This is a genomic window from Rathayibacter sp. AC182 (genome assembly GCF_979253875.1).
Window position 1 is genome coordinate 706,599 of record NZ_CEEDEK010000005.1, and the last position, 23,617, is coordinate 730,215.

Here is a 23,617-nt window from a genome sequence, read left to right on the forward strand (position 1 = left end):
AGCTCCGGAGCGTGAGGCTCGGCTCTCACCGAAGCGCGCCTGGTAGGTGCTCGCGAAGCGCGCCCAGTTGCCGAAGCCCCACTCGCGCGCCACCGCGGCGACGGTCGTCGAGCAGGGGGTCGCCGGCCACGAGGTCGGCGTGCGCGCGGTCCAGGCGCACGTCGCGCAGGTAGATCGACGGCGAGACTCGGAGGTGCCGCTGCGTGGCCTGCTGCAGGGTGCGGGTGTGCAGGCCGGCGGCGCGGGCGGCGTCGGCCGGGGTGATCGGGTCGCGGGCGTGGTGCTGCAGGAAGTCCAGGGCCACCGGGTCCGCGGGCGGACGGGCGGCGGAGGATCTCGAGGCACGTCCCGCGCGCGCCACGGGAAGAGCGCCAGCAGCGCCCGGGCGAGATTCAGCTCGGCGGTGAAGCGCACGAGCGGAGCGGTCGCCGCGGCGGCGAGCGCCGAGGCGCCTCGGACACCGCGGTGCGCCAGCAGCAGCACACCGGGATCGGGGTCGGCCTCGTGGTCGAAGGAGACGGGCTGGCGCGGGCCGGCGTGCGACTCCGTCGCACGTCCTCGAGGAAGCCCGGGGCGAAGTGGATCAGGTTCTGCCGGTGCGGCAGGAAGTCGAGGGCGAAGTGGCGCTCGGCGGGGAACAGGAACGGCGCCGATGCCGCCCCGGTCCGCGTGAGGCGCAGGTCGAGCACTCCGCCGCCCGCGCGGAACCAGCCGACGACGTACTCGCGCAGGTGCGGCACCTCGCCCGTCAGCGCCCCCGCGCAGTCGGAGGTGCGCGAGCGTGACGCGCTCGCTGCCCGGAACGCGTAGCGGAAGGAGAACCCGCCCGCCCTCGGAGCGACGCGGAACCGGCCACCGCCGTAGGCGTCGGCGTAGACGGCCGAAGCCGCATCGGGATCGACGCCCGTCACCTCGAAGCGCCGCTCGGCGCCTCCCGTCGCATCGGAGGAGGAGCCGAACGGACTGCCCGTCGTGAACGTCGACCCGCTCATGACGGCCGCCCGGGCCGGCCGAAGAGGGTGTGATGCCGCATGGAGGGACCTCGCTGTGTCGTTCGCCCGACGGCCCGGCCCCGGTCGGGGTCGCGTGCGCGTCGGCTGCTCTTGGAGACGTGTTCGGGGTCGTTTCGTCACGTTTCCGGCCCCTGAGAAGTCCCTCCACAGCGAGAGGCGGAGCCGGGGATCGCCGGGCGGCCATCCTGATCGGCGAGGGCCGCCGCGCCTGCAGTAGACATTCCGGGAGGGTGGCGGAACGACCCGCGGGCGTGCCGGGGCGACGCCACCGCGCTCACGACGGCAGGAGGCGATCATCGACGACGACCCCTCCTGCACGCCTCGACGCCGTCCTCGCCGCCCGGGCCGTCGACGGCGACGTCGCGGCGTTCGAGCAGCTCGCCCGCCGGCACGGCGCACTGATGCGCGTCTACGCCGCCAAGCTCCTGGGCTCGGACATCGAATCCGACGACGTGGTGCAGGAGGCGTTCCTCACCGGGTGGCGCCGTCTGGCCGATCTCGACAGCCCCGCGCACATCCGCAACTGGCTGATGCGCATCGTGACCCACAAGGCGATCGACCGGATCCGGGTCCGCCGCCGCCACGACGACATCGACGACTGGGACCCGCCCGCTCCCGCCGAGCACTCCCCCGAGCGCATCGTCGAGGCCCGCCTCCAGCTGGACGCCGTCTGGAGGCACTGGACCGATTGCCCGCCGATCAGCGACGCTGTTGGCTACTCCGCGAGACCGCCGGCTACAGCTACCAGGAGATCGCCGACGCTCTCGACCTCCCCGTCTCGACGGTCCGCGGCCTCCTCTCCGGGCTCGACGATTCCTGCTCCACGAACTGGAGGCATGGCGATGAACCTCGACGACGCCGTGCCCGACGACGACCTCGACGGCCACACGCTGGACGAGCTCGGCGAGTACCTCGACCGCGGACGCACGCCCTGGATCCCTCGATCGAGAACTCCGCCGCCTGCCGCCTCGCTCTGGCGAACCTCACCCGGCTGACCGAGCTGTCGGCCAGCGCCCTGCGCAGCCGGGCCGACCGCGAGCCCGACCGCGACGACGTCTGGATCGCGGGACTGCTCGACGCGATCCGCTCCGAGGTGCGCTCCGGCCGCGACGTGCCGCATCCGCCACCCCGACCCCGGGCTGCGCCTGGCGCTCACCGAGGCGGCGGTGCGCGGCGCTGATCCGCCGAGGCCGGCGACACGATGGGCGGCGTCATCATGGGGCGGTGCGCACCCTCGACGGCGACGTCGCGACGCCCGGCGCGCCGATCCGGGTCGACGTGACCTGCGCCCTCAGTTCGGCGGTCGACGAGGCGGCCGATCGGCTCCGCGACCGCATCCGCTACGCCCTCGAGCGCCACACCGAGCTCGTCGTGACGGACGATCGACGTGACCGTCGACGACGTCTACCCCAGGGAGGACCGACCGTGACCGACGACACCGCACTGTCGCAGCGCCTGACGGCGGCGATCCGCGAGGCGGAGGGCGTCGTCGAGGTGTATCCGGCGCAGCCGATCCTCGAGGCGGCCGCCGACGCCCTCGCCGTGCGGCTGGCGCTCCGGCGGCCCGACGTGCTCGTCGACATCGACCGGTCGGAGGGGTTCACCACCGTCAGCGCGCACATCGCCGCGTCGGCCGCACTGCCCGTCCCCGGGACGCTGCGGTCGGTCGGCGAGCTGCTGCGCGGGATCCTCGCGGAAGAGCCGGGCGTGACGGGTCCGCTCGCGGTCACCGTGAAGGTGCGGCTCGTCGAGGACTCCGGCCGCGCCGAGGCTGAGACCTGGAGCACGCGAGACCGCGTCCAGCGGACCCCGGCCCGCTCAGAGCGGGAACCCGACTCCGGTCAGCCGCTCCGACGCGTCCCAGAGGCGAGCGGCGAGCGTCTCGTCGCGCAGCGCCTCGAGCGGCCGATCAGCTCCGCCCCTCCGCGCATGTGCAGGAACCGCTCCGGACCGGTGAAGGCGCCCGGAGCACGTCCCCGGTCGCCGCGAGCAGCACCGGCAGCGCGCCCTCTCCGGGCTCTGCGCGAGCACGCGGTGAGCCGGCCGGCGATCCCGGTCGCGCCTCCTGTCATCCCCGTGGCGACGAAGCCGGGATGCGCGGCGACCGCGAGGACCGGCGATCCGGCCGCCGCGAGCCTCCGCTGCGGCTCGGCCGTGAAGAGCAGGTCGGCCAGCTTCGAGGCGGCGTACGCGCGACTCGCGGTAATGGGTGCGCTCCGCGTTCAGGTCGTCGAGGTCGATCCGTCCCATCCGCTCGGCCTGCGAGGCGAGCGAGACGACCCGGAGGTGCGGCAGGAGCAGGTTCGTCGGCGCGAAGGGGCCGAGGTGGTTGGTGCCGAACTGCCGCTCGAAGCCGTCCGCGGTCGTCTCGCGCTGAGCGGTCGAGACGCCGGCGTTGTTGATCAGCACGTCGATCGGCCCGCTCCACTCGGCGGCGAAGCGGCGGATCGACGCGAGGTCGGCGAGGTCGAGGCGGCGCACGAGCGTGTCGCCCGAGATCGCCTCGGCGACCCGCCGCGCTTCGCCACTCGTCGCGGACCGCGAGGACGACGCGCGCACCGGCCGCTGTCAGGGCGCGGGCGGTGGCGAGGCCGATGCCGCTGGTGGCGCCGGTGACGAGGAACGTGCGGCCGGACTGGTCGGGGAGCGAGGAGGTCATAGTGGCGAGACTAGGCACTGTCTGATCTAGTCAATGCCTAGCAGTACGATCGTCGGGTGACCCCGCCCTTCCACCACGGCAACCTCCGCGCGGAGCTGCTCGAGCAGGCCGAGGCCCTGCTGCGCACCGACGGCGTCGATGCGCTGTCGCTTCGGCCGTCGCCCGTCGGGCCGGCGTCAGCCACGGCGCCCGCGGAGCCGCTGGACGCGTCGACCAGCAGGCGCTGCGCCGGCGCCCTCGCGGTGCGCGGCTTCGAGCGGCTGACGGAGGCGGTGCACGCGGCCGTCGAATCGCCCGGCGCGTTCCCGGAGCAGTTCCGCCGCGTCGGCCGCGCCCACGTCGCCTTCGCGGTCGAGCGCACCGCGCTGATGGAGCTCGGCATGTTCCGCCTCGGCGCACCTGCGGGTCCGGTGCGCGACGCCTCGCTCCGGCTGCTTCCAGGTGCTCGACGACGCCCTCACCGACGATCCGTCGAGGCGATCGAGGGCTCGCCGACGCAGTTCCCGCTCCTCTTCGCGGCGTCGGTGCAGGGCACGGCCCGCCGGCACCGTGATCGCGCAGCGCGTCGCGCCGGAGCAGGGCGGGGTGCTGATCGAACGACGCGACCGACGCGATGCTCGGGTCGGAGCTTCGTGGGAGACCGCCGTGCGGGGCTGAGGACGGGCGAGTAGCGCGCGGAGTGGGCGCGGGTGACGCGGCCGACCTGCCGCAGAGGCGCCGATCCGTGTACGCCGATCCCGTCCCTCCCGGTCGCCTCGTCCCGGTTCGAGAGCCGTTCGCGCCGGGGTCGATCGGCCGTGCGCGACGGATCCGGGGCGAGAGCCATCGGAGGCGCAGGCCGGACGGGTTCGGAGCAGGCGGACTCGGGAGAGACGGACTCGGAACAGACGACCTCAGAACAGACGGACCCCGCGTCCGGGGGCTCGTCCAGGCCGCGCACGAGCACCGGGATCCTCTTGCGGAAGGCGAAGAACCCGCGCAGCGACGCCGACGGCCGCCGTGCCGTCCCAGCGACGGCGCACGGCCCAGGCGAGCGCGACTCCCTCCTCCGCGAGGGCGGGCGGAGCGCTCGGGCGCTCGCGGACGGGACCGATCGGCGCGTACGCCACCACGGTGTCGAGCCGCTCCAGGCCCGCCCAGTCGAGGGACCCCGGCGGGCGACGCGTCGCCAGCACGCGCTGCCTCGACCGCTCCCGTCGTGCGCGCGCTCCGCGGCGTCGGCGAGCGCCGCCGCGGTGAAGGCGTCCACGGCGTCCGACACCGCGAGAGGCGATCGCCCACCCGCGTCGGCGGCGGCGGCGACCGCCGCGAGCCGCTCCGCCAGACCGGAGCTGCTCGGCGAGGAGGCTCTCCGCCTCGAAGGTCCTCCTCGTGCAGCAGGAGGCCGGGACGGGCGCCGACGGTCCCGACCACGTCGTCCGGGTCGATCTGCTCGCGGGGCAGGAAGGGCTCCTCGGCGAGCGCGGGGGCCGGGCGGCGAGGCCCTCCGAGGAAGCGCCCCTCGGTGTACCGGGCGATGTTCGACGCGGTGGCCGGGTACGTCTTCCCCGGGGTCTGCAGACCGGCGACCCACCGCCAGGACCAGGGTGTTGGACGCGGCGTCGCCGTCGAGCAGGTGCCGGTAGAAGAAGTCGGCGCCGAGCTGCCAGGGCGGCTCGAAGGCGAAGATCCAGATGCTCGCGAACCACATGCCGCGTGTGGTTGTGCAGGTAGCCGGTGTCGACGGGCTCGCGCACCCAGGCGTCCATCGCGTCGATCCGCTCGCGCCCGCCGATCGCGTCGCGGTACCCCGACGGAGGGTCCCCCGCGGCGAGGTCGTCCACCTCGCGGCGGTAGCGGCGCCACACCTCCGGGTTCTGCTCGAGCCAGCCCTTCCCGGTAGGTGCGCCGAGAACACCTCCTGCGCGAACTTCTCCGCCGCGGTCAGCCGAGGTGACGCCCGAGGACCGCCGCGACGACCTCCTTCTCGGTCACGAGCCGGTGGTGGCGGAGGTACGGGGAGAGCCCGGAGACGTTCTGCCGGGACGGCCCGAGGTCGTGATTGCGCTCGCGCGCATAGGCGGAGCCGGCGCGGGCGACGAACTCGTCGAGCGCCTCGGGACCGGCCGGCTCGGGGTCGGGATGAACATCGCCCCATCATCCGAAGTCCGTCCCGGTGCGGGAGACTGAAGCAGCGCTCGCCGCTGCGCGGTGCGGGAGAGCCGCAGCGCCTCGCCGCCCTCCGCACTCCGCCTCCGCCTCCCGCACTCCGCACTCACGCACTTCGCACTGCGCCACAAGTTGCGGGGAAGCGCGAGCCGTCGCACCTTCTGGAGGAGGGCTCGCCCCGCCTACACCGCGGGGACCCGGCCCCGCCGCAGGAAAACCACCGCACGCACCCCCTAAGTTGGGGGCCGGGGCCGACGGAAGGAACCGCAGATGAGCATGGAAGGCGTGGCCTGGAGCTCGCTCTACAAGATCTCCCACCGTGAGGGACGGCGCGCACGGCATCTCGCGGGAGTCAGATGCGCCGGATCACTGAAGCGCTCGCGGTGCCCTATCGCCCCAAGCTGCTGGTCTTCATCGCCCTCGATCGCGGGGCCTTCCTCGCGGTCGCGACGCCGGACTCGCCGGCCAGGTGGTCGGCGTCATCGTCGCCCGGGGCGAGGTCGCCACGATCATCCGTCTCGCCGTCGTCATCGCCCTCGTGGCCGTGGCCGATGCCGCCGTGTCGCTCGTGACGCGCTGGTACTCGGCGCGGATCGGCGCGGGGCGTGGTCAACCTCCGCACCGCCGTCTTCGACCACGTGCAGAAGATGCCGATCGCGTTGCCTTCACCCGCGCCGCACGGGCGCCCTCGTCGAGCCGCCTCAACAGCGGCGTGATCGGCGCGCAGCAGGCGTTCAGCGGCACGCTGTCCGGCGTGGTCACGAACCTCGTGGCGCTCATCCTTGCCCTGATCGTCATGCTCCAGCACGTCCTGGCTCGTCACGGTCCTCGCCGTGATCATGCTCCCCGTCTTCCTGGTGCCCGCGCGCCGCGTGGGCGGCCGCCTCGCCGCGCTCCGCCGCGAGGCCGCCGACCGCAACTCCGCCATGAGCACCCAGATGAGCGGAGCGGTTCTCTCGGCGCCCGGAGGCCACGCTCGTCAAGCTGTTCGGCCGTCCCGACGAGGAAGAGCCGGAGGAGTTCCGCCACGTCCGCGCCGCCCGCGTCCGCGACATCGGGGTCCGGACGGCGATGCTGCAGTTCGTCTTCGTCACCGCGCTGATGCTCGTCTCGGCCCTCGCCCTCGCGCATCGTGTACGGGCGCGGCGGCGTCCTCGCGCTCGGCGGGAGCCTGGACACCGGTGAGGTGGTCACCCTGGCGCTGCTGCTCACGCGCCTCTACGCCCTGCCGCTGACCAGCCTGGCGAACGCTCGGGTCGAGATCGACGAGCGCGGTCGTCAGCTTCGAGCGCGTCTTCGAGGTGCTCGACCTCGAACCGCTCATCCAGGAGAAGCCCGACGCCGTCACCGTCCCGGAAGGCCACGTGTCCGTCGAGTTCGACGACGTCCGCTTCGCCTACCCGTCGGCGGACAAGGTGTCCCTCGCCTCCCTCGAGGAGGTCTCCACGCTCGACACCCGCGGTGCGGGAGGAGGTGCTGCACGGCGTCTCCTTCAGGAGCGAGCAGGGGCAGACCGTCGCCCTCGTCGGCACGTCCGGCGCGGGGAAGTCCACGATCGCGCAGCTGCTCTCGCGCCTGTACGACGTCGACGGCGGCGCCGTGCGACTCGCCGGGGCGGACGTCCGCGACACGTCACGACTCGATGCGGCACACGCTGGGCATGGTGACGCAGGACGGCCACCTGTTCCACGAGACGATCCTCTCGAACCTGCGCCTGGCCAGGCCGGAGGCGTCCCTCGACGAGGTGTGGGACGCGGTCCGCCGCGCCTTGCCGAAGCTCGGGCCGCTCCCTGCGCTCCCTGCCGGACCAGCTGGACACCGTGGTGGGAGAGCCGCGGCCACCGTCTCTCCGGCGGCGAGCGCCAGCGCCTGACCATCGCGCGGCTCCTGCGCCGCAGCCGCGCGTCGTCATCCTCGAGGCGACGGCGGCGGCCTCGACTCGACGTCGGAGGCCGCCGTGCAGGCGGCAGCTTCCAGCAGGCGCTCGAGGGACGGACGGCGATGGTGATCGCGCACCGCCTCTCCACCATCCGCGGCGCGGACCAGATCCTGGTGGTGGAGGGCGGCGCGATCGTGGAGCGCGGCACGCACGAGGAGCTGCTGGCCGCGGGCGGGCGGTACGAGGAGCTGCACCGCACCCAGCTCGCGGTGCGAAGAGGGCCCGGCTGCAGAAGCGAGGCCTCGCTCGAGGTCCGATCCGCCGCTGCGCCCCGACCGGCGCCGGCCGCGGCCCCGTCCCACCGCCCTCAGCCCCGCAGTGCGTAGGTCAGCACCGCGTTGCCGGCGCTCGTGATCGACGAGATCGCGCAGCTCGAGACGCGTCCGGATCGCTCGGCTCGAACAGCCATGGCGTCCGGCCCCCGCGATCACCGGGTGGACCATCAGGGTCAGCTCGACCGAAGAACCCCCGCGAAGAGCAGCTGCCGGGTGAGCGCGAGATGCTCGAGAACACCGAGATCCGGCCGCCCTCCGTCTGCTTCAGGCGGCGGAGGAACTCCACGGCGTCCCCCTCGATGAGGGTGGCGTTCCAGCCGAGGTCCCCGGAGAGGGTCGTCGACGCCACGAACTTCTCGATCGGGTTGACGAAGGCGGCGAACGGATCGTCGGCGAGGCGCCGCCGGCTGGTACTGCGACCACTCCTCGAAGCCGGCCCGGCCCAGCACGGCGGTGTCGACCTCGTCGATCATCCCGCCCATCAGCGCTCCCAGCTCGGCGTCGAAGCTGTCGAACTGGAACAGGTTCGGCGACTGCGCGTCGACGGACGAGAACAGACCGGCGGTGAGCATGCGCATGGGAGGCCTTCCGGGGCTCGGACCGGGGCCGCTCGCGGTCCGCGCTGAGCGTCCCGGGTGCGGGCGCCGCCGTCAGAGGGCGGCGGATCCGGGGCAGTGTCTCTCCATCCCCCGGCGGGCAAGGGGGCGCGGCGCTCGAGGAGCACGACGGACTCTGAGGGACACCCGATCCTCTCGGAGGCAATGATGTTCTTCCGCGTGCAGCGACTCATCAACGACATCGAGCAGGACGAGCCGGATCCCGCCGCCGCGAACGCGCTGCAGGAGGGGCTCGGCGGGCAGTTCGGCAGATGCGCACCATGATGCAGTACCTCTTCCAGGCGATGAACTTCCGCGGCGCCGACGCGAAGCCGTACCGCGACCTCATCCAGGGCATCGGCCTGGAGGAGATCAGCCACGTCGAGCTCATCGGCACCACCATCTCGCGCCTGCTCGACGGCTCCCCGCGCTAGCAACGGGAAGCCCGCGGATCCGCTCGACACCCCGGGGGCCGGCGGAGCGACTCCGCTGAACATCGCCCTCGACACGGGCAACATCCACCACTACCTCGTCGGAGCGCAGGGCGCGATGCCGGTGGATGCGGTCGGCAACCCGTGGAGCGGCAGCTACGTGTACAACTCGGGCAACCTCGTGCTCGACCTGCTCTACAACCTCATGCTCGAATCGACCGGGCGCCTGCAGAAGTGCCGCATCTACGAGATGACCGACAACAAGACGGCGCGGTCGACGATCGCCTACCTGATCGTGCGCGACCAGGGCGCACGAGAACGGCTACGCCAAGGCGCTCGAGACGCTCGGCATCGACTGGAAGAAGACCCTGCCGATCCCGAAGACGAACGCCGAGAGGTTCCCCGAGGTCAAGAAGCTCATCGACCTGGGGCTGCAGAGCGAGCAGTACACGTTCGACCTGGAGGGCGCGTCGGAGGCGGGGAAGATCTTCCGCGGCGCCTCGCCTTCGAACGACGGCACGACCCTCGAGTCGAAGGAGCAGGCTCCGGAGGGAGTGCCCTCGGTCATCGCTCCGGAGCGCTTCGAGGAGTTCTCGCCGGGCCTGGACCCCGAGCTGCTGAAGCTCATCCAGTCGACCGCCGAGATGGAGCTCGACGAGATCAGCTCGTTCTACGGCCCGACCGGGAAGTAGCGCCGCCGATCCGTCGCGGACGGCCGCCGGATCCCGCATCCGCAGCCGTTCGTGACGGATCGCCGGCCTCGGAGCGAACACGGGTTCCGGGCGGCCGCCGCGGCCGCTTCGCTGGGTCCGTGACACGGATTCTGGTGCTGGGCGGGACGGGGTGGCTGGGGCGCGGGATCGCGGAGGCCGCGGTGCGGCGCGGTCTGGAGGTCGTCTGCCTGGCGCGCGGCGCCTCCGGAACGGTGCCCGACGGCGCGCGGCTCGTCGAGGCCGATCGCACCGAGCCGGGCGCGTACGACGCGCTCGACGGTGTACTGGGACGCGGTCGTCGAGCTGGCCACTGCTCCGCCGCTCGTCGCCGGCGCGCTCGACGCTCGCGGAGCGCGCCGCGCACTGGACGCTCGTCTCCTCCGTGTCGGTCTACGAGCGGAACGACGAGCCGGGTGCCGACGAGACCGCGCGGCTCGTCCTCCCGCCGACCCCAACGACTACGGCCACGCGAAGGTGCTCGCCGAGCGGGCTCGAGCGCCCGCCTCGCCGAGCGGCTCCTGACCGTCCGCCCGGGTCTCCTCGCAGGACCGGGACCCCAGCGACCGTTTCGGCTACTGGCCGGCGCGACTGGCGCAGGGCGGGCGGGTGCTCGTGCCCAGGGCGCCGGACGCCGGGTGCAGGTCGTCGACGTGACCGATCTGGCGGAGTGGATCGTCGCGTCGGCGATCCAGGGACGCAGGAGTCGCGAACGCGGTCGCCGAGCAGCGCCTTCTCCGAGTTCCTCGCCGCGGTGCGGCGCGCGACCGGGTTCGACGGCGAACTCGTGGAGGCGTCCGACGATCAACTGCTGGAGCAGGGCGTCCGCTACTGGGCGGGGCCGCGATCGCTGCCGCTGTGGCTCCGTCGTCGGATGCGGCGTTCGCGCAGCCGGTGTCGCCGACCTCGCTCCTCGGCCGCTCGCCGAGACGATCGAGCGAGTGCTGCAGGACGAGCTGGCGCGGGGAGTCGATCGGCCGCGCCGGTCCGGTCTCACGCACGGCGAGGAGGCCGACTGCTCGCGGGGCTGGGGTGAGGCCCGTCGGCGTGACGCTCGGGACCGGGTCGGTCTCGATACGCCGATGCGCGGCTGCTCGACCAGCCGAGACTCGTCCGCCGACCGGACAAGCAAGCAGCACGCCCGCCCCCTTCCGCTGATCGAGTAGGCCGCGCAGCGGCGGTATCCGAATCCCCGCTCCACACCCGGCCCGACGCCGCCGCGCTCAGCCGCGAGCGTGAAGCCCAGGATGCGGTCGTCGTCCGGCCCCGGATCGCCGCGGCCGTCGGTGTTGCTCGTCGCGACCCACGGCGGCCGTCGGGCGCCTCGGCCACGTCGCGCAGGCGTCGTGCTCCCCCACCGCGTGGTCGCTCCACGTCGTCGGATCCGCGACCGGGACCGCGCGCAGCACCTGCCCGCGCAGGTTCGCGAGGTACAGCGTGCCGTCGACCTCCGCCAGGCCGCTCGGGCTGGCCTCGTCGGGTTCCACTGCTGCACCGGGTCGACGAAGCGGTCGTCGCCCGCGACGCCCTCGACCGTCGGCCAGCCGTAGTCCTCGCCGGCGCGGATGACGTTGAGCTCGTCCCAGGTGTCCTGACCGAACTCGGTCGCGAAGAGCGTGCCGTCGCTCGGCCCAGGCGAGCCCCTGCGGATTGCGGTGCCCGGAGCTGTAGACGAGCGAGTCGGGGTAGGGGTTGTCGTCGGGCACTGCCCGTCGGCGGTCATGCGGAGATCTGCCGCCGAGCGAGTCCAGGTCCTGCGCCCGCTCGGTGCGTCCCGCGTCGCCGACCGTCGCGTAGAGCAGCCCGTCGGGGCCGAGGCGATCCGCCGCCGTCGTGGTTGCTCGCTGCAGGAAGCCCGTCGAGGATCGCCTCCGGCTCGCCCAGGGCGAGCAGGCCCGCCTCGCCGAAGACGTCGAAGCGCTGGATGCGGTTGCCGTCGGAGCCGGTGGAGTACGCGTAGAGGCGGTCGCGGTCGTCGACCGCCGGGACCGAGCAGTCCGCTCTCGCCGCGGGCGACCACTCCGTCGACGGTGCCGATCGACCGCGTCCCTCCGCCGGAGGCGAGCTCGAGGATCCGGCCGCTGTCGCGCTCGCTGACGAGCGGAGTGCCGCGCAGGAACACGATCGACCGAGGGCGCGTCGAGTCCTGCGGCGACGGTCACGGGATCGGTCGGCACAGCGGTGCCTACGGCGCCCCTGCGCCGAGGACGAGCGAGGGCGGCGCCGGCTCGGCCGCCGTGCACGACGTGAGCAGGGCCGCGATCCCGGCACCCGCGAGGCAGAGGCGGAGACGCGTCCGCGGATCCCGAGTCGGAGCGGTGCGGGCGGCCGCGGCGCGGGATCGCCGCGAGGTCGATGCCGAGCACGCTCCGCAGCCGCGAGCCGAAGACCCGCTCGAGCTCGGCCGTGGCCGGGTCGCCCTCGGCCCAGATCCGGGCGGCGGCGCAGGGCGTCGGCGAGGCGGCTCGCGGTCAGATCCGACCACCACTGCTCCTCGGCGGCAGCGGCGAGCAGAGCGCGCGCCTGGTCGACCTCGGCGCGGGAGCGCACCAGCAGCCGCCGGGCGGACTCCGGGTCGGACATCGCCGACCACAGCTCCGCGATGCGGGCGTCGAGCAGCACGGTCGGCGCGAAGGCAGGCCTCATCGACGACGGAGCGGGCCTCGCTCGCCGAGACGGGCGCGGGTGGACACCGCCGTCACGACCGGCCCTGGTGGGCGGCGGCGCGGGACGGGCCGTGGGGGGACGGCAGGGGCGGGGAAGCCAGTCATCGGGGTGACCTCTCACTCGTGCGGGGGCGTCGGGCGGACGTCGCTCCGCGGTGCCCGGACGGGGCAGACGGGGCGAGGCGGGCGGAGTCGATCTCCGCGCCGGTCCGGCGGCGTCCGGCCGAGACGGCGGAGCACTCGGGGAAGGGCTCCGCAGCCCGGTCCTCCGACCGTATCTGAGGGGTCCCTCAGACGGGAGGGCACGCGGGGCCTCCCAGGCAGTCCGCGGGCGCGGCCGCCGCGGGCTCTCGCGTGCGGAGTCGTCGCGAACGGCGCCCGGGCGTGCTCCCGGCGGCTCCGACGTCCTGTTGCGGACGTGTCCGCTAGCGGGCACCGTGCGCCCCTCGCCGCTCCCGAGACTGAGGGGCCCGCCTCCCGCGCGGCACCCGCCACCGGAGAGTACCGTGCCATCCACCCTGCTCCGACCGTCGACCGGCGTGCGCCTCTGCGCACGTGGCTGCGGATCGATCAACCGAGCTCTCTCGGCGGGGCGGCCTCCTGGTGCTGCTGTCGATCCTCCTGATCCTGGTGCCGATCGCGATCCTGACGCTCGTGCACGCCGATGCGCACCTGGCCCTGAAGGTGACCGTGGTCACGATCACGGTCACCGCACTCGTCGGAGCGCTGCTGCGCGTGGCCGACGCCCCGCCCGCTGCCCGCAGCGATCTCGACCGAGGCCGGCAAGGCCGTCGAGGCCGTCGCGGCCGTCTTCACCGTGCTGTCCGTGGCCGTCGACTGGAGCATCATCCGTCTCTGATGCGGCGGCGGCCCCTGCCCGGGTGTCCTCTTGCGGACGTGTCCGGAAGCGGAGCTTGTCGGGTCCGGCCCCGTCTCACGAGACTGAGGGCCGCGCAGCGCGGGAGAACGGCCGTGGACGGCCGAGACGATCTCTGGAGGACGCCGTGCGGCACCACCTCGCCCCTCGCCCGATCCGCGCACCCGCGCCGAGCGCTCCTCCTGCCTCCTGTGACGGCGACCGAAGCGGCCGTGGCGGTGCACGAGGAGGCCGTGGCGGCGCCCGGACGCCGACGCGCTGCTCGATCGAGCACCCGCGGATGCGCGACGGCGCACCCGCCTGCGCGCCTGGCTCCGCGCCGGCTCGTTCGGCCCGACCGAGCTCTCGCACCGGGGCCTGCTGCTCGTGCTGCTGTCGATCGTGCTGGTGCTGGTCCCGGTGCTGACGCTGACGCTGATGGACGTCGGCGCGCACGTCGCGCTCAAGGTGTGGCTGCTGGCGTCGGTGATCGCGCTCCTCCAGGCGATGCTGCGCGTCGTCGCCGACATCGCGGCCGACTCCGCGCAGCGATCTCGACCGCGCCGGGAAGGCCGTCGGAGCCGTCGCGGCGCTTTACCTGCGGCGGCCGTGATCATCGACTGGGCATCCTACCTCTGATCCGACGCATCGCGAATAGCCCCCCAATCGGGGGTTACCTCTCGCTCGAAGAGCTTCAGGATCAGCGAAGGGGGATCGAATGGTGAACAGCAGCAGAAGATGGCAGGTCGGCGCGATCGTCGCGCGCGTGCGGGCGTCCGCAGCGATCGGCGCAGCGGCACTCGACAGGCGACGCGCGCGAGCCTCCAGCTCGAGGTCCTGCGCATCGCCGACAGCGTCGACGCGGGGCGGATCGGCACCGAGCAGGCGATCGACGCCGTTCCACCGCATCGTCGACGAGGTGACGGCCGGGCCGTCCGAATCGATCGCGGGCGGCTGAGAGTCGCGTCCCGACTCTCTCGGCGACGGCGCCGCAGGCCGGCGCCTCCCGATCGTCGCGGACGGTCGCCCCGGCGCGGTCCCGACAGCCAGTTCACGCCGGATCGACGGGTCCGGCTCGACCGTTCCTGACGGGCCGACGCCGGAGCCACCGCTGACGAAGCGACACCGCGGACGTCGGTCGCTGACAGATCGACGCCGTGGATGTGACGGATCGTCGGGGTCGTCGGCATGGCCGACGCTGGGTCAGCGGCTGCCGCAGCATCCGACGGTCGATGCCATCCGCGTAGGCATCGTCCCCACAGAGGGTCGATCCGTCCGCCGCTGACGGACGGTGAGGACCATGACCGCGTACACACCGTCCTCAGGGACGATGGCATCGAGGTCCTCCGGAGCCACCCGCTACTGAGGGCGATGTCGACCATGCGGTCGATCGACCGCGGAACGACCACCAGGCCAGCCGACGCCGCGCTGGTTGAAGTAGCAGCTGCGGCCGACCGGACAGCATGTTCGAGACCACGATGCTTCCGCCTGGTGCGAGGCAGGCGAGGCGCGGATCGGATCAGGGCCTCGCAGGCACGATCGCTGCCATGCTCCCACACGCCGAGCATGTCGATCAGATGGAAATGCTCGAGGCAGCCGTCGGCACGCTCTGACGATGTTGTCGTTCACGATTGTCACTCGATCGGTGAGACCCGCGTCTACGGCCAGCTCAGCGGCGAAGGAGAGCGCTTGCGGGTCGAGGTCGACGAGGACAGATCCGATCGCCTCGGACCCGTTCTCGAGGAGTCGCGAGAGCATCGAGGACGGGAACCGCAGCGCCACCCCAGACTCGAGGTGCATCGGACCGGCGACCTGCGCGGCAGCAGCGCGACCTGCTCGGCGAAGACAGCGGCTCGAGCGCGTAGTGCGATTCCATCGATCATGTTGGTGAAGAGGACGCGGGACCGCTCGTCGGACGCGCCTGCGAGGATCCGACCGGCATCGTCGATCCGCTGCGGGGGGTAGAGCCTGAGCGCGGAGGCGCCCGGAAGATGGTGCGGCCCCATTCGCGCATCGTCACCGCCGTCCGGTGGCAGCCCCGGAACGAGCTCCCCGAGTCGAGGTAGAGCCAGACCGCGGCTTCGTTCGTGGAGAATTCCCCGAGGAGAAGACCGGCGCCCGCAGGTCCGGATCCGCCCCGAGGGCACGGTCGAGTCGATCACCGAGCGCGCGGAGCCGGTCGCATCTCGAAGGCGTCTCGTCGCTGGGATCTCCGACGCGCACCGTGCGATGCCGCACTGCGAGGCCCCGGCCGGAGACGGTGCGACCGGGTCTCGACCACACGGCACTCGCCCGGCGCCAGAATCGCGCCCCCACTGCTTCCGTCGCGCTCATCGAGCTCCTCTCGTGGTATCGGCGAAGTGAGCGGAGGCTAGCAATGGCGTGTTTCGCCTCCGCGCTCGAGGGACACCATGTCCAGTGGCCGGTCCCGGCGCCCGCAGCCGTCGACTGAGCGACCGGCTCAGGCCCTGCCGCTCGGAGTGCCGACACCGCCGCCGATGAGCCAGTGCCGCCAGCCCCGCCGCTCCCGTCGTGGCCGCGATGACGGCCTCGCTCCACGGCGTGGTGTCGTGCGACGCGTAGCCCATGAGCATCGGGGCGATCGAGAAGATCGCGATGAGCTGCCCGGCAAGCTGCTCCCCAGCAGGGAGGACGTACGCGGCCGCCAGCGACAGGGCGCGACGGAGCACCGCGACGGCCAGGGCCACGAGCCCGACGACCGGGACGATGCTGAGCACGAGCTGGAGCCATGTCGCCCCGAGCGGAGGTCGGCGTCCCGGCAGCCCCGACACGACGGCGTGCACCCCGTTGACGCGAAGACCGCGGCCACCGCGACCGCCGCCGGAGCAGGACCCGGGGCGACAGCGCCCGCATCAGCGCGAGGACGCCGGCAGCGAGGAGCAGCGTGCCGACTCCGAAGACCGGCGCGGCCGTCCCGACCGCCTCCACGGCTCGGCGGGCATCGAGTAGTCGAAAAGATGGTCCTCGATCGACCGGTCCGTCGGCGCCCGCGTTCCGCTCGCCGTCACCCAGCGCTGCGTCGCCGCTTGCAGCTGCAGCGCGCTCGACGCGAGGAGCGCGGCCGCCGCGATCAGCGCCCAGCGGAGCGAGGTGGTGCTGCACGTCCGGGGCGGCGGTCGCCGAGCGCGAGCAGTAGCACCCTTCGACGGGAGGGGGAACGGCGGGCGTCGATCCGTCGCAGACGGTCGCCCGGGAGTGGTCGGGGGGACCGATCGCCGGATCGACTCAGCAGGACAGCCGTTCCCCCTCCGAGTCGATCGCGAGAGGCAACCGCTCGGGACGGATGGACACGGCGACCCGCCCCCGACAACGGCGGAAGCCCGCCGCACCGGAGCGGGCTTCCGTCGGTGGTCAGCGCCGCCCGATCAGCCGCATGCGCGCCGCGTACGGCGCCGTCGTCGTCGCGGTGACGGCCGGCCGCCGACCGTCGCCGTCGCGGTGACCGTCGCCTCGCCCGCGGCGAGCTGCGTCGAGCGCACCGTGTAGGCGGCCGACGCGCTCGCTCCGGGCTTCACTCCGGCGAACGTCTTCACGCCCTCCGAGGTGCGGATCGAGACGTCCATCGGCACGGTGTCGCCGTTGCGGGCGACGACCGTCAGCACGACCTTGCCCGCGGGCGGCGGGTCGAGGCCGTGGCCGACACCTTCAGCGACGACTGCACGGTGACGGTGGCCTGCACCGGCAGGCGCGACGCGTCCTGCGCCACTCCCGAGACCGTGAAGGTCCGGGCCGAGGCGTAGGAGGCGGGCGCGACCGCGTCCCACGCGACGTCGACCGTGCTCGTGGTGCCGGCGGCCCGTGGTGATCACGGCGCGCGGCAGCGACGGGCGCGGTGCCGGGCGCGGTCGTCGCGGTCAGCGGAGCGACCGAGGCGACGGCGATGCCGGGTGCGAAGCCCTCGAGCGCCTTCTGGTACTCGGCGCGAGTGACCGGGATCACCGTGCCGTGGCGGCTTGCCTCCGTCGGCGTTCTGCGGCAGGTTCGCCGCCAGCTTCGAGCCGAGCGGCTGCCACGAGTCGCCGTCCGCGAGCTCGTCGGTGCCGAACGGCACGTAGTGGTTCGGTCCCTGGTGGTAGTCGGGCTGGTCGATGAAGAGGAACCAGTCCAGGCCGTTCACGTCGCCCTCGTTGGCGGGGAAGACGTTCGAGGCCCTCACCGCTGGTGAAGGTGCCGCCCGAGCCGTTGGGCAGGCCCGACGCGACGCTCCTTGATCGGCGTCCACTCGTCCGCGGGGCCGGTCGGCCCAGGCAGCGCGCAGACGGTGGCCAGCAGGTCGGTGCTCTTCTCCTGGCGCAGCGTCATCGACGCCTCGTCCTTGGTGAAGCGGTAGTAGACGCCGTCCTCCTCGGCGATGGTCGAGTCGATCGTGCCGCGACCCGCACCGCGCTGCACGTCGATCCACGGCTTCGCCTCCGAGAAGGTGACGAAGTCGTCGGTGGTCGCGTACATCATCCGGTTGTAGGTGACGGAGGTGCGGTCGGCGGTGTTCGTGGTCGGGTAGATGTTCGAGGCCCAGAACACCACGTAGGTGTCGAGCGCGTCGTCCCAGTACGCCTCCGGCGCCCAGGTGTTGCCGACGAAGTCGGAGGACACCTTCACGTGCCGCTGCTCGGACCAGTTCACGAGGTCGGTCGACTCCCACACCTCGATGTGCTTCGAGCCCGACTTCTGCGACGTGTCGAAGCCGCCCGCGAGGCCGGCGATCTTGAGGTCGGTCGCGAGCATGAAGAACTTGTCGCCCTCGTTCGACCGGATGATGAACGGGTCGCGCAGGCCCTTCGTGCCCTGGTCCGACGAGAAGACGGGCGTGCCGCCGTTCAGCGTGTTCCACGAGAGCGCGTCGTCGCCCTTCGAGGCGGCGAGGCTGACCTGCTCGGCGCCGTCGCCCTCTCCGGTGAAGAACGCCCAGACGTAGGCCTCGGTGTCCTCGGTCCCGACGGGGAGCGGCTGGACGCGGAGGGTGAAGTCGCGCGTGCGGCTCACCGATCCGCTGGTCGCCGTGGCGCGGACCACGACGTCGATCGCGGGGTGCCGCCCGCGGCGGGGCGGTCGACGTCGATGGTCTTCGTGCCCGCGGCGCTGCCCTCGCGGATCGAGGCGCCGGTCGGGCTGACGACGGACCACGCGATGCTCGAGCCGAGCGCGCCGGTCGAGGGCACCGACACGTTCGTGCGGATGTCGCCGACGTTCGGGATCGCGAGCGCGTCGAGGTCGCCCTGCACCTTCGCGGAGTCGGCGAGCTCGGCCTTCACCGTCACCGGGTAGTCGACGGAGTGGGTGCCGCCGCCGACGGAGTAGGTCGCGGTGAGGACCACGGCCGCGTCGGGCGAGCCCGCTGCGGGGCGGACGACCGTGGCCGTCGCTCCGTTCACCGCGATCGCGGGGCTGCTCGAGCGCCAGGCGATGGCGACTCCGCTCGCGGTGGCGGGCAGCGGGAAGCTCGCGGTGGCCTCGGTCGGGATCGACACCGAGGCGACGGCGCGGTCGAGCGCCTCGGAGGAGTAGAGCGCGCTCACGGACTCACCGCTGAGGGCGCTGCCGTAGACGGCGAAGTCGTCGATGTCGCCGTTCCAGCCCGCGTCCGCGTAGGTCGAACGGGCCAGGTAGGCGACGAGGGAGGAGCCGAACGAGGAGACGTTGCGGGCGATCGTCGTGGTCGTGCCGATCTGAGTGCCGTTGACATAGACCTTCAGTGTTGCCGTTCGTCCCGTCGATGACGGTCGTGTACAGCGACAGGCCCGCGGGAGTCCGCGCTCCCGAGGTCGCGGCGTTCGTCGCTCCGGGGCCCTCGGTGCCCCAGGGGGCGCCGGCGTTGACCGAGTTCGTGACGACGGACTTCACGTAGCCCGCGGTGTTCGTGGGGTTCAGCAGCCAGTAGCCGGAGGAGAACGACGCGCCGCTCGCGACAGAGGCGCCGACGAACGCGGCGGCCGTGTTCGCCGCTCCGGAGCGGGGCGAGAGCCAGGTGGAGAAGGTGAGGTCCTTCTTGCCGACGAGCGGCGCGGTGGGGATCTCGAGGTACGGCGCGGCGGCGGCGGATCCACCGAGGAAGCTGATCGCGCCGTTGCGGACCTCCGCTCCGGTGCGACGCAGCGTCGCGTCGTAGCCGTTGCCGCTCGCGTCGGCGATGGTGGTCCCGGCGGGGGCCGAGTCGAACGTGTAGTGGAGCAGTGGAGTCTCCGTCGCTCCGAAGGCGGAGCTCGGAACCGTGGCGCCGAGCAGCGCCGTGGCGGCGACGGTGCCGATCGCCAGCGCGATCCTCACCGCCGATCGTGATCGTGTCATGCAGAAGCCCTCGTGATCGGTGCGGCGTCGACGACCGAACCGCAGGGCTCCGCGGATTCGCGCGTCTTCGCACGGAATGTGAACGTGAACACTCTAAATGAGACGGTTCACGGAGGGCCACCCCGAGGGGGACGCCGACGATCGGAGCTCCTGTCTGCAGGGTCCGCACCATCTGCAGGGGTCCGCACCATCTGCGGGGATCCGCACGGTCCGCACCCTCTGCGGGGATCCACCCCCGCGCGAGCCCCGTCGACGGAGGAACACGCCTTCCGCACAGGATCCCCTGCAGATCGAACAGCGACTCCTCAGGAGCGCAGGGAGAGGCGACTCAGGCGTCGGACGCGACCGACGGTCCCGGCACTGCGCGGTAGCGGCGGTTCCGCACCGCAAGGATCGCGCCGCCGATGACCGCCGCGAGGAGCGAGCCGGCCAGCACGCCCACCTTCACGTGGTCGTCGGACTCGCTGCCGGCGCCGAACGAGAGCTCGCCCACGAGCAGCGACACCGTGAATCCGATGCCCGCGACGAACGCCATGCCGAGCATGTCGATCCATCAGGAGCGACGGGTCGAGCGAGATCCCGCGGAACCGGGTGAGCAGGAAGGTGCTGCCGACGATGCCGATCGGCTTGCCGAGCACGAGGCCCGCGATGATGCCCAGCGCGATCGTGTCCTGGAACGACTCCGCCAGCCCCGCGAGACCGCCGACCGTCACTCCGGCCGAGAAGAAGGCGAAGACGGGCACGGCGAACGCGGTCGACAGCACGCTCCAGCGGTCGGCGAAGTGCGCGGCGAGCCCGTCGTACAGAGGCTTCCCGGCCGCATCGGTCCCCACCTGCACCCGAGCCCGAGCGGTCGCGGCGACCGGCACCATGAAGCCCAGCAGCACGCCGGCGACGGTCGCGTGCACCCCGGAGGCGTGCACCAGCGCCCACGTCCGCGACGCCCAACGGGATCAGCACCCACCACGCGCACGCCGCGCTGCACGCGAGACGGCGAAGACCGCGAGCGGGATCAGCGCGAGTCCCAGCATCAGCGCGTCGATGCCGGCCGTGTAGAAGACGGCGATGATCGTGATCGCGATGAGCGTCGTCCACGACCGCCAGCGTCAGGAGGAACGTGCGCAGAGCCGGCGGGAGGAACCGGCCGACGACCGCGATCACGGCCACGGCGAAGGCGATGTCGGTGGCGGCGGGGATGGCCCAGCCGTCCAGCGCCGCTCCCCCGCGCTGCAGGTTCACGGCGACGAAGATCAGGGCCGGAGTGACGACTCCGCCGACCGCCGCCACGATCGGCACGAGCGCGGTCCGCGGGTTCCGCAGCGAGCCCGCGACGAACTCCTCCTTGAGCTCGAGGCCGACGACGAAGAAGAAGATCGCGAGCAGGCCGTCGGCCGCCCACGAGCCGACGCTGAGGTTCAGGTGCAGCGCCTCCGGACCGAAGCGGAAGTCGCGCACCGCCTCGTAGAGCGAGGACGCGGGGCTGTTCGCGATGATCAGCGCGAGCACGCGTCGCAGTGAGGAGGAACGCCCCTCCGACGGTGTCCTTCTGGAGGGTCTGGCGGCAGCCCCGCCAGATGGAGTGCGGTGCCTGGTCGGCGGGCAGGTCGTGGTGAGCCATGGGATCGTCCGATCGGAGAGGTGGCGGGCGCGGGAACGCGACCGCTGTCTCCGAGGAGGGGCGGGCGCGGTCTATGCGCGCGGCGGCGGGCAGCCGGCGATCTCGCCGTGCGCGTTGGTGCCCCACGAGCTCAGCCACCCGTTCGTCCCGGAGGCGCGCTTGGTCAGCACCGGCCGGTTCGGGAACGCGGCCGCCGCTCGAGCACAGGCGCGCGACGGGGAGGACATCCCTCCGATTCTACCGAGCACGACTGAGCGCCCGCCCTCTTCTGCAGGGGACGGGCGCTCGGACGGTTCGGGGCTACTCCTCGACGACGATGGTGGTGATGACCGGGTTGCGGCGGTGACGACGGGTCAGCCAGCGGCCGAGCGTGCGGGTGATCAGCTTCTCGAGCGCCTCGCGGTCGGTCGGCTTGCCGGCGGCCTGGAGCACGGCGTCGTCGATGGCCTTGCTGGCGTTGTCCTGCCAGCCGGGCTCCTCCACGAAGCCGCGGGTGAAGAACTCGACGGGCTCGCCGAGCAGGCCGCGGTCGAGATCGGCGATGGCGAGCACCGTGATGGCGCCCTCCTCCGCCAGCACGCGGCGGTCGATCATGGCGTCCTCGGTGGCGACACCCATCGTGGTGCCGTCGACCAGGATGTGGTCGGCGTCGATCCGGCCGCTCATGCGGGCACGGCCCTTGACGAGGTCGATCGAGACGCCGTCCTCGATGACGAAGACGTTCTTCTCGTCGATGCCGGTGCGCGTCGCGATCGCGGCGTTCGCGGTGAGGTGGCGCCACTCGCCGTGCACGGGCAGCACGTGCGTCGGGCGGAGGATGTTGTAGCAGTAGGCGAGCTCGCCGGCGCTCGCGTGCCCCGAGACGTGCACCTTGGCGTTGCCCTTGTGCACGACGGTCGCGCCCCAGCGGGTGAAGGCGTTGATGATGCGGTAGATCGCGTTCTCGTTGCCGGGGATCAGCGAGCTGGCCAGCAGCACGGTGTCGCCCAGTCCGATGTCGATGATGTGGTCCTTGTTGGCCATGCGCGAGAGCGCGGCCATCGGCTCGCCCTGCGACCCGGTGCAGATCATGACGATCTCGGTCGCGGGGAGCTTCTCGAGCACCTTCATGTCGACGACGAGGCCCGCCGGGATCTTGAGGTAGCCGAGGTCGGCGGCGATGCCCATGTTGCGGACCATCGAGCGGCCGACGAACGCGACCTTGCGGCCGTGGCGGTGCGCGGCGTCGAGGACCTGCTGGATGCGGTGCACGTGGCTCGCGACGCTCGACACGACGATGCGGCGCGAGGGCGGTGCGGAACACCTGGTCGATCGCGGGGGCGAGGTCGCCCTCCGAGATCGCGAAGCCGAGGACGTCGGCGTTGGTGGAGTCGACGAGGAAGAGGTCGACGCCCTCGTCGCCCAGGCGTGCGAAGCCGGGGAGGTCGGTGGTGCGGCCGTCGAGCGGGAACTGGTCCATCTTGAAGTCGCCCGTGTGCAGCACGAGGCCGGCCTCGGTGCGGATCGCGACGGCGAGGCCGTCCGGGATCGAGTGGTTCACGGCGAGGAACTCGAGGTCGAACACGCCGGCGTCGACGCGGTCGCCCTCCTTGACGGGGCGGGTGCGCGGGGTGATGCGGTGCTCCTGCAGCTTCGCCGAGATCAGCGCGAGCGTGAAGGTCGAGGCGATGATCGGCGATGTCGCCCCGCTCCTTGAGCAGGTACGGCACACCGCCGATGTGGTCCTCGTGGCCGTGGGTCAGCACGATCGCCTCGATGTCCTTCAGGCGCGAGCGGATCGCGGCGAAGTCGGGGAGGATCACGTCGATGCCGGGCTGGTTCTCCTCGGGGAAGAGGACGCCGCAGTCGACGATGAGCAGCTTGCCCTTGTGCTCGAAGACGGTCATGTTGCGGCCGATCTCGCCCAGACCTCCCAGAGGGGTGATGCGCAGACCGCCCTTCTCGAGCGGCTTGGGAGCCGCCAGTTCGAGGTGGTGGCGGGCGGGCTTGGCGGTGCGGGCGTTTCGCATGGGTGCTTTCCGGTAGGAGGGCCGGCGTCGAGCCGGGACGTGCGTGGCATGGGGGCGCACCGGGTCGATCCGGTGCTGCGACCGCCGCTCCGGCTCTGCGGAAGGGCGTCGCTCCGGCCGCGAGTGCGTCTGCACAGGAGGTCGGGGACCTCCGCGACGGCGGAGGGGGAGACTGCGGGCGGGCGTAGCGCGCACCGGCGTCCGCCCTCAGACTTACTCATGCCCTCCGCCGGGCGCGTCGGACGAGCCCTCGTTCGCCGCGAGCGCGTCCCCGAGGCGCGTTCTCGAGGCCCGGTGGCGGCCCCGGCCGGCCGCCCCACTGCCCGCGGAGACGAGGCCGACTGCCCGGATCGAGCCGATCACGGTCGGATCGGGGCGCTCGGCTCCGTTC

Annotated in this window: 22 protein-coding genes and 10 pseudogenes; 8 read left to right on the plus strand and 24 right to left on the minus strand. The window is 72.6% G+C overall.

Going from position 1 to position 23,617, the window contains the following annotated elements; genetic code table 11:
• Window positions 1–25 precede the first annotated feature (25 nt).
• Both AC0CII_RS14325 and AC0CII_RS14330 read right to left on the minus strand, forming a co-directional pair.
• On the minus strand, window positions 26–304 hold the full coding sequence (locus AC0CII_RS14325; RefSeq protein ID WP_465229823.1) for a helix-turn-helix transcriptional regulator: 279 nt from the start codon (window positions 302–304) through the stop codon (window positions 26–28).
• Window positions 305–392: 88 nt separating this feature from the next.
• The gene (locus AC0CII_RS14330) at window positions 393–992 is read right to left on the minus strand and encodes a hypothetical protein (RefSeq protein WP_465229824.1); all 600 of its coding nucleotides are present in this window, start codon (window positions 990–992) and stop codon (window positions 393–395) included.
• A gap of 422 nt (window positions 993–1,414) precedes the next feature.
• Between AC0CII_RS14330 and AC0CII_RS14335 the strand changes: the two are divergent.
• Together AC0CII_RS14335 and AC0CII_RS14340 are read left to right on the plus strand one after the other, a co-directional pair.
• A pseudogene (locus AC0CII_RS14335) lies at window positions 1,415–1,534 on the plus strand (sigma factor); the annotation flags it as partial.
• Window positions 1,492–2,193 carry an RNA polymerase sigma factor gene (locus AC0CII_RS14340; protein ID WP_465230927.1) on the plus strand — a complete coding sequence of 234 codons (702 nt, stop codon included), beginning with the start codon at window positions 1,492–1,494 and terminating at the stop codon, window positions 2,191–2,193. The pseudogene AC0CII_RS14335 and the gene AC0CII_RS14340, both read left to right, overlap by 43 nt.
• On the opposite strand, the gene AC0CII_RS14345 is transcribed toward AC0CII_RS14340, so the two are convergent.
• The 4 genes and pseudogenes from AC0CII_RS14345 to AC0CII_RS14360 all read right to left on the minus strand — a co-directional run.
• On the minus strand, window positions 2,166–2,372 hold the full coding sequence (locus AC0CII_RS14345; RefSeq protein WP_465229825.1) for a hypothetical protein: 207 nt from the start codon (window positions 2,370–2,372) through the stop codon (window positions 2,166–2,168). The genes AC0CII_RS14340 and AC0CII_RS14345 overlap by 28 nt on opposite strands.
• Complete coding sequence (locus AC0CII_RS14350; protein ID WP_465229826.1) at window positions 2,354–2,800, minus strand: hypothetical protein; 447 nt, start codon at window positions 2,798–2,800, stop codon at window positions 2,354–2,356. The genes AC0CII_RS14345 and AC0CII_RS14350 overlap by 19 nt, the downstream gene beginning before the upstream one ends.
• A gap of 31 nt (window positions 2,801–2,831) precedes the next feature.
• Window positions 2,832–3,572: an SDR family NAD(P)-dependent oxidoreductase gene (locus tag AC0CII_RS14355; protein WP_465229827.1), complete on the minus strand. Its 741-nt coding sequence runs from the start codon at window positions 3,570–3,572 to the stop codon at window positions 2,832–2,834.
• 13 nt (window positions 3,573–3,585) lie between these two features.
• Window positions 3,586–3,672: pseudogene (locus tag AC0CII_RS14360) on the minus strand (hypothetical protein); the annotation flags it as partial.
• Window positions 3,673–3,728: 56 nt separating this feature from the next.
• On the opposite strand from AC0CII_RS14360, the gene AC0CII_RS14365 reads away from it, so the two are divergent.
• The gene (locus AC0CII_RS14365) at window positions 3,729–4,343 is read left to right on the plus strand and encodes a hypothetical protein (RefSeq protein ID WP_465229829.1); all 615 of its coding nucleotides are present in this window, start codon (window positions 3,729–3,731) and stop codon (window positions 4,341–4,343) included.
• Between the two features lie 222 nt (window positions 4,344–4,565).
• On the opposite strand, the gene AC0CII_RS14370 is transcribed toward AC0CII_RS14365, so the two are convergent.
• Window positions 4,566–5,519: a hypothetical protein gene (locus AC0CII_RS14370; protein ID WP_465229830.1), complete on the minus strand. Its 954-nt coding sequence runs from the start codon at window positions 5,517–5,519 to the stop codon at window positions 4,566–4,568.
• Between the two features lie 85 nt (window positions 5,520–5,604).
• On the opposite strand from AC0CII_RS14370, the gene AC0CII_RS14375 reads away from it, so the two are divergent.
• Both AC0CII_RS14375 and AC0CII_RS14380 read left to right on the plus strand, forming a co-directional pair.
• Entirely contained in the window at window positions 5,605–5,841 is a 237-nt protein-coding gene (locus AC0CII_RS14375) for a hypothetical protein (protein WP_465229831.1), read from the plus strand.
• A gap of 249 nt (window positions 5,842–6,090) precedes the next feature.
• A pseudogene (locus tag AC0CII_RS14380) lies at window positions 6,091–7,968 on the plus strand (ABC transporter ATP-binding protein); the annotation flags it as partial.
• A gap of 239 nt (window positions 7,969–8,207) precedes the next feature.
• Here the strand turns inward: AC0CII_RS14380 and AC0CII_RS14385 are convergent.
• Window positions 8,208–8,612: a hypothetical protein gene (locus tag AC0CII_RS14385; RefSeq protein WP_465229832.1), complete on the minus strand. Its 405-nt coding sequence runs from the start codon at window positions 8,610–8,612 to the stop codon at window positions 8,208–8,210.
• 186 nt (window positions 8,613–8,798) lie between these two features.
• On the opposite strand from AC0CII_RS14385, the pseudogene AC0CII_RS14390 reads away from it, so the two are divergent.
• Window positions 8,799–9,753, plus strand: a pseudogene (locus tag AC0CII_RS14390) (manganese catalase family protein).
• Here the strand turns inward: AC0CII_RS14390 and AC0CII_RS14395 are convergent.
• From AC0CII_RS14395 to AC0CII_RS14405, 3 genes and pseudogenes are all read right to left on the minus strand, one after another.
• Window positions 9,722–11,573 (minus strand): annotated as a pseudogene (locus AC0CII_RS14395) (PQQ-dependent sugar dehydrogenase). The pseudogenes AC0CII_RS14390 and AC0CII_RS14395 overlap by 32 nt on opposite strands.
• Complete coding sequence (locus tag AC0CII_RS14400; RefSeq protein WP_465231113.1) at window positions 11,491–12,417, minus strand: hypothetical protein; 927 nt, start codon at window positions 12,415–12,417, stop codon at window positions 11,491–11,493. The pseudogene AC0CII_RS14395 and the gene AC0CII_RS14400 overlap by 83 nt, the downstream one beginning before the upstream one ends.
• A 590-nt stretch (window positions 12,418–13,007) precedes the next feature.
• Complete coding sequence (locus AC0CII_RS14405; RefSeq protein WP_465229833.1) at window positions 13,008–13,286, minus strand: hypothetical protein; 279 nt, start codon at window positions 13,284–13,286, stop codon at window positions 13,008–13,010.
• A gap of 394 nt (window positions 13,287–13,680) precedes the next feature.
• Between AC0CII_RS14405 and AC0CII_RS14410 the strand changes: the two genes are divergently transcribed.
• The gene (locus tag AC0CII_RS14410) at window positions 13,681–13,932 is read left to right on the plus strand and encodes a hypothetical protein (RefSeq protein ID WP_465229834.1); all 252 of its coding nucleotides are present in this window, start codon (window positions 13,681–13,683) and stop codon (window positions 13,930–13,932) included.
• A gap of 1,691 nt (window positions 13,933–15,623) precedes the next feature.
• Here AC0CII_RS14410 and AC0CII_RS14415 read toward each other — a convergent pair.
• A complete protein-coding gene (locus AC0CII_RS14415; RefSeq protein ID WP_465229835.1) occupies window positions 15,624–16,097 on the minus strand; it encodes a hypothetical protein in 474 nt (157 codons plus the stop codon).
• A 101-nt stretch (window positions 16,098–16,198) separates the two neighbouring features.
• On the opposite strand from AC0CII_RS14415, the gene AC0CII_RS14420 reads away from it, so the two are divergent.
• Window positions 16,199–16,450 (plus strand): hypothetical protein, encoded by a 252-nt coding sequence (locus AC0CII_RS14420; protein ID WP_465229836.1) that lies wholly within the window; start codon window positions 16,199–16,201, stop codon window positions 16,448–16,450.
• Between the two features lie 229 nt (window positions 16,451–16,679).
• Here the strand turns inward: AC0CII_RS14420 and AC0CII_RS14425 are convergent, their stop codons facing one another.
• From AC0CII_RS14425 to AC0CII_RS14480, 12 genes and pseudogenes are all read right to left on the minus strand, one after another.
• Entirely contained in the window at window positions 16,680–17,123 is a 444-nt protein-coding gene (locus AC0CII_RS14425; RefSeq protein WP_465229837.1) for a hypothetical protein, read from the minus strand.
• Complete coding sequence (locus tag AC0CII_RS14430) at window positions 17,120–17,431, minus strand: hypothetical protein (protein ID WP_465229838.1); 312 nt, start codon at window positions 17,429–17,431, stop codon at window positions 17,120–17,122. The genes AC0CII_RS14425 and AC0CII_RS14430 overlap by 4 nt, the downstream gene beginning before the upstream one ends.
• 35 nt (window positions 17,432–17,466) lie before the next feature.
• The gene (locus AC0CII_RS14435) at window positions 17,467–18,327 is read right to left on the minus strand and encodes a glycoside hydrolase family 43 protein (RefSeq protein ID WP_465229839.1); all 861 of its coding nucleotides are present in this window, start codon (window positions 18,325–18,327) and stop codon (window positions 17,467–17,469) included.
• Window positions 18,294–18,830: an immunoglobulin-like domain-containing protein gene (locus AC0CII_RS14440; protein ID WP_465229840.1), complete on the minus strand. Its 537-nt coding sequence runs from the start codon at window positions 18,828–18,830 to the stop codon at window positions 18,294–18,296. The genes AC0CII_RS14435 and AC0CII_RS14440 overlap by 34 nt, the downstream gene beginning before the upstream one ends.
• A gap of 54 nt (window positions 18,831–18,884) precedes the next feature.
• Window positions 18,885–19,007, minus strand: a pseudogene (locus AC0CII_RS14445) (hypothetical protein); the annotation flags it as partial.
• Window positions 19,008–20,047: 1,040 nt separating this feature from the next.
• Window positions 20,048–20,143: pseudogene (locus tag AC0CII_RS14450) on the minus strand (Na+/H+ antiporter NhaA); the annotation flags it as partial.
• Between the two features lie 67 nt (window positions 20,144–20,210).
• Window positions 20,211–20,522: pseudogene (locus AC0CII_RS14455) on the minus strand (Na+/H+ antiporter NhaA); the annotation flags it as partial.
• 223 nt (window positions 20,523–20,745) lie between these two features.
• A pseudogene (locus tag AC0CII_RS14460) lies at window positions 20,746–21,105 on the minus strand (Na+/H+ antiporter NhaA); the annotation flags it as partial.
• A gap of 183 nt (window positions 21,106–21,288) precedes the next feature.
• Window positions 21,289–21,444, minus strand: coding sequence for a hypothetical protein (locus AC0CII_RS14465; protein ID WP_465229841.1), 156 nt, complete (start codon window positions 21,442–21,444; stop codon window positions 21,289–21,291).
• A gap of 73 nt (window positions 21,445–21,517) precedes the next feature.
• Window positions 21,518–21,883: a hypothetical protein gene (locus AC0CII_RS14470; protein ID WP_465230928.1), complete on the minus strand. Its 366-nt coding sequence runs from the start codon at window positions 21,881–21,883 to the stop codon at window positions 21,518–21,520.
• A 126-nt stretch (window positions 21,884–22,009) separates the two neighbouring features.
• Window positions 22,010–22,441 (minus strand): annotated as a pseudogene (locus AC0CII_RS14475) (RNase J family beta-CASP ribonuclease); the annotation flags it as partial.
• A complete protein-coding gene (locus AC0CII_RS14480; RefSeq protein ID WP_465229842.1) occupies window positions 22,324–23,226 on the minus strand; it encodes an MBL fold metallo-hydrolase in 903 nt (300 codons plus the stop codon). The gene AC0CII_RS14480 and the pseudogene AC0CII_RS14475, both read right to left, overlap by 118 nt.
• Window positions 23,227–23,617: the final 391 nt, after the last annotated feature.

What these genes read in the sequence shown, in the direction of transcription:
- AC0CII_RS14480 (WP_465229842.1), bottom strand. Translation starts at nt 23,226, where the DNA reads ATGCGAAACGCCCGCACCGCCAAGCCCGCCCGCCACCACCTCGAACTG.
- AC0CII_RS14400 (WP_465231113.1), bottom strand. Translation starts at nt 12,417, where the DNA reads ATGAGGCCTGCCTTCGCGCCGACCGTGCTGCTCGACGCCCGCATCGCG.
- AC0CII_RS14465 (WP_465229841.1), bottom strand. Translation starts at nt 21,444, where the DNA reads ATGTCCTCCCCGTCGCGCGCCTGTGCTCGAGCGGCGGCCGCGTTCCCG.
- AC0CII_RS14385 (WP_465229832.1), bottom strand. Translation starts at nt 8,612, where the DNA reads ATGCGCATGCTCACCGCCGGTCTGTTCTCGTCCGTCGACGCGCAGTCG.
- AC0CII_RS14405 (WP_465229833.1), bottom strand. Translation starts at nt 13,286, where the DNA reads ATGATGCTCCAGTCGACGGCCACGGACAGCACGGTGAAGACGGCCGCG.
- AC0CII_RS14470 (WP_465230928.1), bottom strand. Translation starts at nt 21,883, where the DNA reads ATGAGCGGCCGGATCGACGCCGACCACATCCTGGTCGACGGCACCACG.
- AC0CII_RS14330 (WP_465229824.1), bottom strand. Translation starts at nt 992, where the DNA reads ATGAGCGGGTCGACGTTCACGACGGGCAGTCCGTTCGGCTCCTCCTCC.